We start from the raw sequence: 8808 nt of genomic DNA, 5'->3' as shown, positions 1-8808 counted from the left end.
TCTTAGCACGAAGTGAGGCTTTTTTTGATACCACGCTATAAGCTCTACGGAACCCCCGGCATAGCCAGGGGTTTTCAAAAATACAAAAAAATCTCGTTGTTATTCTTAACAACGAGAGTGGCATCTTGGAAGCTCTATTTGTTCGGACATTAGATACTTAACTACTTAATAAATTAATCTCTCATACTTAATAGTTCGTTCCAATAATAACTGTCGGGGTACTCTCTTTCTCCAAATATTGCAGTTCCTACCCGTACGAGCGTTGCGCCTTCCTCCACTGCTATCTCAAGATCACCTGACATACCCATCGAAAGTATATCCATGTTAACCCTAGGATAATTTTGATCAATAACCTGTTGCTGAATTGACTTTAGAAGACGAAAACATTCTCTAGTTTCTTTATCATCAGTAGTAAGCTTTCCAATTGTCATTAATCCTTTAATATTTAAAGTATCAAATTCACAAAGTTGTTCTATCAAATTCAAAGTTTCCTCTGGGGTAACTCCAAATTTGCTTTCTTCATACGATGTGTTAACCTGTACAAGAATATCTAGTTTTCTATTTTCTTTTGTAAGTTCCCTATGTAATACCTTCCCCAACTTTAAGCGGTCGACTGAATGTATACAAGTTACATACTTTAATACTTGCTTCACTTTATTTGTTTGCAAATGACCTATGAAGTGCCACTCCATATTTTCATTTTGAAGTAAAGAATACTTTTCTTGTAATTCCTGAACTTTATTTTCTCCAATTAACGTCTCCCCAGCATCTAAAGCTTGCTTAATTCTATCTGCTGGTACCGTCTTCGTTGCTAAAAGTAACTTTACGTCTTTAGGATTTCTACCTACAGACTGACAAGTCAAATTTATTTTTTCTCTAATAAACTTCAAGTTGTCCTCGATCCACATGAAATTCATTTTCTTCCTCATTTCTTAAAAAGAAATTTGTAAAAAGGGAGTATCCGGATTCGAACCAGAATATAAGGTTTTGCAGACCTTCGCCTTTCCACTTTGGCTATACTCCCAAAAGTAAGTATATTGCTTTAAATTCGATATTGCCCACTTTAAATGATTTTTATATTATGATAGCTATTTACTATTATTATAGAATAGCTATTTAACTTCTTAAGCTAAACTCGTTTCAACAGTTTTTTCTTTCTATTATTAAAAAGTTGTATATTCAGGACACTCTTTAAGTGAAACTTCATTGGTTAAATATTTTTGTATTAACTGACAATAATGCGTAGCAGTTATATCGTGGGTATGTGGGCTAAAATTAATACAACCTAAACAAGTTTCCGATACAAAGTCGAAACAACAGATCTAAGTCCGAGTTCTACCCTTATTTTAAAAAAGGGAAAGGTGCCCATACAGCACCTTCTTTTAGAATTTATCCCTTAACATCCTCTAAACTTGCACCAAAGTTGATATGATATACATTATTATCGATCGCCAATGCTGGGACAGATTTTACTCCCATTTTTTCAGCTTCTTCAATACGATTTTTGTCTGTGCCAAGATGCACCACTTCTGTAGTAGTTTTTGATTTGTCAAGATAATCAAGAACCATTTGCTCCGCTTCTACACAAATTGGACAACCCGCGTGATAAAAAATTGCTTTTGACATTTAGTATCATCTCCTATATTTTTTTGTATCATTGCTACTTAAATTAAGTATAGAAGGTGCAATAACAGTAAACAATACCAATTTACCTATGATTTCCATAGGTAAAACCAATTGACTTTATTATAGTATAATCTTATTCCTATTGAAGAAGTCACAAAATAGAATATCGAGTCTTTGACTGATTTCTAGCTCAGACATGTTAAATATGATTACTCCCCTTCGCAACCAAAAAGGCGGGTGATGACTTCTCCTTCCATAACCTTAAATGAAAAATATAGAAGCAGTTTTTTTAAAAAAATAGAAACACAAAAATGCCCAGCTGAACATAAGTCAGTTGGGCATAAAGATTGTAAAGTTTTTCAAAAATGTCATTCCGAATTTACACAGCATCAAATTATTGAAATTCTTTGTAAAAAGGAAACTGATTCGTTATTTCATGTACTTTTCTTAAAACTTGCTCTTTAACATTCGAGGAATTTTGATTTTTTAATACAAGTACAATAAGATGGGCTATTTCTTTCATTTCCTTAGGCCCTAATCCCCTCGTCGTCATAGCAGGACTTCCGAATCGAATTCCACTTGTTACAAGCGGGCTTGTCGTATCGTAAGGAATCGAGTTTTTATTTGCCGTAATCCCGACTTCATCGAGCATTGTTTCAGCTTCCTTTCCCGTTATTCCAATACTACGCAGATCGAGCAACACCATATGATTGTCTGTTCCTCCCGAAACGACGTTTAGTCCTTCACTCATTAATGTCTCTGCCAATACTTTTGCATTTTCAAGAACTCTTTCAATATATGTTTTGAAATCAGGTTGCAACGCCTCACCTAGCGCAACAGCTTTCGCTGCAATAATATTCATTAGTGGGCCACCTTGTATTCCAGGGAATATCGCTTTATCAATTGCTTGTGCCCATGATTCACGACACATGATGATACCACCTCTTGGTCCACGCAATGTTTTATGTGTTGTCGTCGTAACAAAGTGTGCATGCGGTAGCGGGTTAGGATGTAATCCAGCAGCAACAATTCCCGCAATATGCGCCATATCCACAAAGAATATAGCCCCGACTTCAGCTGCAATTTGAGCAAATAACTTAAATTCGATTGTCCGTGGATAGGCGCTACCACCAGCAACAATCATACGTGGCCGATGTTTATGAGCAAGTTTACGCACTTGATCATAGTCAATATGTCCTGTTTGTTCATCCACACCGTAAGGGACAAAATTGTAGTATTTTCCAGAAAAATTCACTGGACTACCGTGTGTAAGATGGCCGCCGTGGGATAAATTCATCCCTAAAATCGTATCTCCAGGTTCTACTGAAGCAAAATAAACTGCCATATTTGCCTGTGCACCTGAGTGAGGCTGAACATTTGCATGCTCGGCACCAAAAAGATTTTTAACACGTTGAATGGCAAGTTCCTCGACAATATCTACGTATTCACACCCACCATAATACCTTCTTCCTGGATATCCTTCAGCATACTTGTTTGTCAGTACAGTACCTGTTGCCTCCATTACAGCTTGACTAACAAAGTTCTCTGATGCAATTAATTCTATTTTATTTTGTTGTCTGAAAAGTTCTTGCTCAATAGCCCCAGCCAATACTTTGTCTTTTTGTTTTAAGTTCTTCATTAAAATATTCCTTTCTATTCCCTTATTCGTTGCCTCATTCTCTTTATAAAAAATAAAATGATTTTGCTTTACTATAGATTCATGATTAGACATATAAATTCTCTAGTATCTAAAGCTGTCGTGTTGTAAAGGCAACTATTTATGTGATAGTATATCAACCAATGGATTGTATTAAAACATCCATATATTTATTATCAAGCAATCCATATTATGCATACAAATCATCTTGGAGTGAAGGAAATGCTAAAGGTTAACCGTGAAGATAAAAGTCCCATATGGCAGCAACTACTTGATCAAGCAATTCATAATATTACGACAGGAAAATGGCCTCCGGGTGAGTTACTCCCTCCCTCTCGAGAGCTTGCTTTGTTAGTCGGTGTGTCGCGATCAACGATACAAATTGTTTATGAGGAATTATTCAGTCGTGGGTACACTGTGACAAATCGACGTGGTGGAACAAGGGTAAGTGAATGGGGCTATAAAAGCAGAACTTCAAAAGATGTTATATCTCAAGGACCTTCTACGCCAAAATTACCTTTATTAAACGATGCAGTCGATCAGTTGCACAGCTGGTTTCAAGGCAAAGAAAATCAAAACGTAGAAATCGATTTCTGTCCTCATGAGCCATATTTGGACGAGCAATTTCAAAAAAATTGGAGACAATCGTTCTTACAGGCATCATCAAAAGCAGACCTAGCCAGTTGGGGGTACGGTAATGCTAATGGCTTCGTGCCACTACGTGAGCAAATTCAGCGTTACTTGAAATTCGAACGGGGAGTTCACGTGGATATCGACCAAATTATATTAACTTCGGGCGCGCAGCATAGCATAGATTTGATCGCCCAAGCCCTATTACTAGAAGGAGAAACAGTTTCCGTTGAAGATCCTGGTTTCCCTGCTGCTTGGATGACGATGAAATATCGATCCATGAATGTTGTCCCAGTCCCTGTTGACGAGTACGGACTACAAGTAGATTGTATTCATCCACAATCCAAACTTGTCTTTGTTACTCCTTCACACCAATGCGCAGTTGGAGTCATTATGTCTGAACCCCGTAGGCAAAAATTGGTACACATGGCTGTTCAAAATCAATTTTGGATCATTGAGGACGATTATGATGGTGAATTCAGATATCGCGGTGGTCCACTTCCAACCTTGTTTAGTCAGCAACCTCAAAACACATTATATATGATGAGTTTTTCAAAAATGGTTGCTCCTGGTATTCGAATATCGGCAATCATTGGTCCAAAAGAAGCCATTCGTCAACTTGCTCAAGTACAAGCATTAACCTATCGCCATCTTCCGATTATGGAGCAATTGACACTTGCTCACTTTATCGAACATGGTCATTTTATGCGACATATGAGGAGAATAAGAAATATATATCGTCGTAGACACGAAGCCATGACGAGAGCTATCATCGAGTCTGGGCTAAGTAAACGTTTCAAACTAAGTGGTACAGAAACTGGATTGCATATGCTTCTTGAAGCCGAAGAATCGTTTGATGAAGAAGCCGTGACGTACCAAGCACTCGAAAGCGGGATACGAGTTTATCCGCTTAGTACTTATTGTATACGCAGCGATCGAAAAGGATGGGTGCTTGGCTTTGCTAAAGTAGATGAAGCAACGATTGAAGAAGGTATTTATCGTCTTGCGGAGATGATTTTATAGTACTAGATTTTAGAATAAAGTTTAATACAATTTTAGCGAACATTAGGAGGTAAATAAGAATGACTAAACAACTAATTCCTTTTTTAGTTATGCCAGGAAATGCGCAAGAAGCTATTCAATTTTATAAACGTGTATTGGAAGCAGAAGAGCTTACACTATCTAAATTCAGTGATATGCCAGAACAGGTATCCGAAGACATAAAGGATCATGTCGCATTTTCCTTATTGAAAATTGGTGAATCAAGGCTAATGATTTCTGATTCAGCTGGTTCGACTATAAGATCAGGAAATCTACTTACAATTTGTATCGAAACAAGTGATGTTGAGGAATCTAAGAGAATTTATGAAGGTTTAAAGATAGGTGGAAACGTAAATTACGCCCTTTCAGAAACAACTTTTAGTCCCGCCTTTGCTAACCTAACAGATAAATTTGGTGTCCAATTTCAAATTCTTACAAAGAATACACCATAATTTTAATTGTGTACTATCTTCCATAAACGGACGCGATTTTCTAAGATTAGTCTAATAAAAAAATGCCATGTAAAGATTAATATTGAAGTAAGCGAAAGAAGCAGTTAACTTTAAACAGTTGGCTGTTTTTTTATTGATTATTTTTCCAGAAGAAAAGCGCATCACCGTCATTCTATATTATTTCTTTCAACTTTTGGAATTTGGTTAACTACTTCCACACAGTACTGTTCAGTACAGACGGATAGCGTGCGGAAATTAATATCAATACAGATAATAACGAGCATGGCTTATTACTGTATCTAATTATTTTAGCTGTAAACAAAGGTAAAGACGAAGCTATGCAAATCGTGATCTAACATATAGCAGATAAACAAAACTAATCTGGCTATCTCCCATTACTCATCTGTATCCTGCACAGTATCCGCCAACTTACGAAATGCTTCATTTAACGTAACCATCCGTTTTTCCACCTTTTTAATCGCTGCATCCAAGGTAAAACCCTCATCTATCATTTCTTGAATAAGGAGCATCTTTTTCACATTTAAATAATTATACCTTCTCGTAGAACCTTCTGCACCGGACTCAGATTGAATGGCTCCTTTTTCTTCCCAATAACGAATTTTACGAGTCGGAATTCCAGTGATTTTGGATACCTCACCGATTCCAACCACTAGCTTTTTCAACAAATCAACGTCCAGCAGAGCTTTTAGATTTTGATCTTTTTCATTCATATAGCACTCTCCTATCTTATTTTCAGAACTAATTTCCTATTTATTTTATTTCTTTTATGTTGGTTTTCTCTTTTTTAAAAAAACTTATTTACGCTGTTACTTGTAACTATTCTACAATAAAAGCAGCTAATCTACAAATTACCTATTGACTTATTTTTGTAACTAAACTACAATTTGTTTAACATAATTACAATGGAGGTAAAAAAAATTCATTAGGAGGTTTGTTATGGAGTTAAGTAAAGAAAATACACCTTTACACCAGAACTATAATGTACTAACTATTATTTTATTTTGGTGCGGTTTAGTGGTGGTTGCAAGTAATTATTTAACCATTCCTTTAATGTCCATATTCAGTGAAGTTTTTCATACAAGTATTACTAATGTTGCGTGGACAGGAAGTGCGTTCTCTTTATGTTATGCTGCTGGGTCTTTATTCTCCGGTCCATTATCTGATCGCTTTGGAAGAAAACAAGTTATGTTTACTGGTCTATTAATGCTGACCATTAGTACACTTGCAGTCCCTACTTTTAGCAACTTATCTTGGGTAATTGCTTTACGTTCTATTCAAGGATTCGCCGCAGCCAGTTTTGCACCTGTTGCCATTGCCTATGTAGTAGATAAATTTCCGGCTCAAAAAAGAGTGACAACGATCGGATTTATTAGCTCCAGTTTCTTAATTTCTGCCATTGCAGGGCAAATATTCAGTAGTTATATCAGTCAACAGTTTGGATGGCAAAGCGTTTTTTATTATTCCGCTTCGATTTATTTAATAACTGCTGTTTTAGTTCTATTACTTCTTCCCAAGATTGACATACAACAAGCAAATAACAAATTAAAGACAATGTTTCAACAATTTCAAACGCTTTTGACCGATAAAAGTTTGATTCAAGCTTACAGCATTGCGATCACCTTATTGCTTTCATTTGTTGCTTTCTATACGGTACTTGGAGACTATTTAACGGAAACATTTTCCCTGAATGAAGACGGAATCTTATATGTTCGCATGGTTGGAATCATCGGGATGTTAGTTGCCCCTTTTGCAGGCAAATTGGCCAATAAATATAACTTACTTACCGTTTTGCATGGTGGGCTTGCGGTAGGAGTGATAGGTATCTTTATTGTTGGGGTAAGTACTAATCTCTTTTTATTAGTAACTATGAGTGTGGTATTTGTTGCAGGCATTGCTATTACCGTACCAACTCTGATTTCCTTAGTAGGTCATCTTGGCGGGAAAAACCATGGTGCAGCAGTCTCTTTATATGCCTTTATCCTGTTTATTGGAACGAGTCTTGGCCCAATCGTAGCGGTATTTTTATTAAAAACAGAAAGTTATATGATTGCTTTTTTATTATTAACGTTAATACTCGGAATTGGATTGATCATTTCGTTTTTTATAACAAACGGTAGATAGTAAATAAGATGATTTCGCTGTTCTTGAAATTTTTAGTTTGATTAAAGACACAGATCAGAAAAAATAAATTATCACAAACTTTGAGGAGCTGATTATCAATGACACGTTTATTACTTTTAGGAGCGACTGGACGCACAGGAAATTCGATTCTCAGACAATTATTAGAGCATGAGCATATTAAGATGACAGCAGCCATACGAGATGTAAGTGATTCGTCTAGGCTTCCAAAGACTAAACACCCTGTTCAGACTACGATTGTAGATATAGACAACATCTTGAGCCTTCGTAAGGCAACATCCGAGGCTGATATTATTGTGAATGCGATTAGACTCCGAGGGAATATTCCTCGGACGGCATTGGTCACACTTGACAAGCGGATTCGGGAAAGCGTTGAGGATATAGAGAGGCGTTTAATAATAACGGTGGGTGGTGCTGGATCTTTACACACATTTCATGACCAGCGATTTTGGCAAGATCCTGCTTTTCCTAAACGAACATTGCCTAGAGGTATAGCACACGCTGAGCTACGTGATTATCTAGAAGAATTGCCTCAAGCATCGTGGTCTTACTTAATTCCACCACCAGCCTATATTCCTGAAGGACTGCGTGTTGGAACTTATAAACGTTGGGAAGCCTCAAATGACGAAATGGAGTTTTTGAAGAAAAGTATCAGTTATGAAGATTTTGCAACAGCTGTGTGTGATGCGATAAGAGAACGATGGAAAGGTGTACATCTCATTGCAGGTGTCGATTAAGAATTAAAACATTGATATTAAAGTCAATACTTATTAACTTTCACCCAACTGTCTTATATTCAGTTGGGCTTTCTTTTTCTTTAAAAAATATCTTAAATCTTTGGTATCTTATAAAATTTGTTAAAGGTTATGTATGTCCCACAAATTCGTTCTTATTTAGACAAGCAACCGATATTTAAAACATTAATCCATCCCACGCAAATTTAAATCATGGATCACACTTTTATACGAGCTTTCAAGTGTGATCTTTTTGTAATCGTCTCAAAAGTAGTAGTTACGTTTGTTTAATACTGATCAGTCGAATAAATGATGACCTGAATTATACCAATTTGTAAAAACATGAACAGAATTGAATTATAAATAAAACCCCTTTAATACGAATGTTCCTCAATGAATGTACAACAAGCATCATCCGTATCAAAGGGGTTAATATAAAAAAACTTAGATAAACAGTGACTTCAAAATAAATAAGAAAATAAAAAAGGAATATTGCTTTTACACAATA

Annotated in this window: 8 protein-coding genes and 1 tRNA gene; 4 read left to right on the top strand and 5 right to left on the bottom strand. The window is 36.2% G+C overall.

What is annotated here, in order from left to right:
• Window positions 1-173: 173 nt before the first annotated feature.
• The 4 genes from SPD48_RS19845 to glyA form a co-directional block, all read right to left on the bottom strand.
• On the bottom strand, window positions 174-917 hold the full coding sequence (locus SPD48_RS19845; RefSeq protein WP_336259884.1) for a YggS family pyridoxal phosphate-dependent enzyme: 744 nt from the start codon (window positions 915-917) through the stop codon (window positions 174-176).
• Between the two features lie 35 nt (window positions 918-952).
• Window positions 953-1024: transfer RNA gene (locus SPD48_RS19840), tRNA-Cys, on the bottom strand.
• 365 nt (window positions 1025-1389) lie between these two features.
• Entirely contained in the window at window positions 1390-1626 is a 237-nt protein-coding gene (locus tag SPD48_RS19835) for a thioredoxin family protein (protein WP_336259883.1), read from the bottom strand.
• Window positions 1627-2020: 394 nt separating this feature from the next.
• On the bottom strand, window positions 2021-3265 hold the full coding sequence (glyA, locus tag SPD48_RS19830; protein WP_336259885.1) for a serine hydroxymethyltransferase: 1245 nt from the start codon (window positions 3263-3265) through the stop codon (window positions 2021-2023).
• Between the two features lie 240 nt (window positions 3266-3505).
• Between glyA and pdxR the strand changes: the two genes are divergently transcribed.
• Complete coding sequence (gene pdxR, locus SPD48_RS19825) at window positions 3506-4936, top strand: MocR-like pyridoxine biosynthesis transcription factor PdxR (protein WP_336259882.1); 1431 nt, start codon at window positions 3506-3508, stop codon at window positions 4934-4936.
• Between the two features lie 59 nt (window positions 4937-4995).
• Entirely contained in the window at window positions 4996-5406 is a 411-nt protein-coding gene (locus tag SPD48_RS19820) for a VOC family protein (RefSeq protein WP_336259881.1), read from the top strand.
• A gap of 395 nt (window positions 5407-5801) precedes the next feature.
• Here the strand turns inward: SPD48_RS19820 and SPD48_RS19815 are convergent, their stop codons facing one another.
• Window positions 5802-6137, bottom strand: a complete 336-nt coding sequence (locus tag SPD48_RS19815; protein ID WP_336259880.1) for a MerR family transcriptional regulator — start codon at window positions 6135-6137, stop codon at window positions 5802-5804.
• Window positions 6138-6363: 226 nt separating this feature from the next.
• Here SPD48_RS19815 and SPD48_RS19810 point away from each other — a divergent pair, with 226 nt between their 5' ends.
• Both SPD48_RS19810 and SPD48_RS19805 read left to right on the top strand, forming a co-directional pair.
• Window positions 6364-7548: an MFS transporter gene (locus SPD48_RS19810; protein WP_336259879.1), complete on the top strand. Its 1185-nt coding sequence runs from the start codon at window positions 6364-6366 to the stop codon at window positions 7546-7548.
• A 98-nt stretch (window positions 7549-7646) separates the two neighbouring features.
• Window positions 7647-8303 carry an NAD(P)-dependent oxidoreductase gene (locus SPD48_RS19805; RefSeq protein WP_336259878.1) on the top strand — a complete coding sequence of 219 codons (657 nt, stop codon included), beginning with the start codon at window positions 7647-7649 and terminating at the stop codon, window positions 8301-8303.
• Window positions 8304-8808: the final 505 nt, after the last annotated feature.

Source organism: Pseudogracilibacillus sp. SE30717A (genome assembly GCF_037071985.1).
In the GTDB taxonomy this organism is placed as follows: Bacteria; Bacillota; Bacilli; order Bacillales; family Amphibacillaceae; genus Pseudogracilibacillus.
This window is presented reverse-complemented; position numbering and strand designations above follow the sequence as displayed.

What these genes read in the sequence shown, in the direction of transcription:
- pdxR (WP_336259882.1), top strand. Translation starts at nt 3,506, where the DNA reads ATGCTAAAGGTTAACCGTGAAGATAAAAGTCCCATATGGCAGCAACTA.
- glyA (WP_336259885.1), bottom strand. Translation starts at nt 3,265, where the DNA reads ATGAAGAACTTAAAACAAAAAGACAAAGTATTGGCTGGGGCTATTGAG.
- SPD48_RS19805 (WP_336259878.1), top strand. Translation starts at nt 7,647, where the DNA reads ATGACACGTTTATTACTTTTAGGAGCGACTGGACGCACAGGAAATTCG.
- SPD48_RS19820 (WP_336259881.1), top strand. Translation starts at nt 4,996, where the DNA reads ATGACTAAACAACTAATTCCTTTTTTAGTTATGCCAGGAAATGCGCAA.
- SPD48_RS19815 (WP_336259880.1), bottom strand. Translation starts at nt 6,137, where the DNA reads ATGAATGAAAAAGATCAAAATCTAAAAGCTCTGCTGGACGTTGATTTG.
- SPD48_RS19835 (WP_336259883.1), bottom strand. Translation starts at nt 1,626, where the DNA reads ATGTCAAAAGCAATTTTTTATCACGCGGGTTGTCCAATTTGTGTAGAA.
- SPD48_RS19845 (WP_336259884.1), bottom strand. Translation starts at nt 917, where the DNA reads ATGAATTTCATGTGGATCGAGGACAACTTGAAGTTTATTAGAGAAAAA.
- SPD48_RS19810 (WP_336259879.1), top strand. Translation starts at nt 6,364, where the DNA reads ATGGAGTTAAGTAAAGAAAATACACCTTTACACCAGAACTATAATGTA.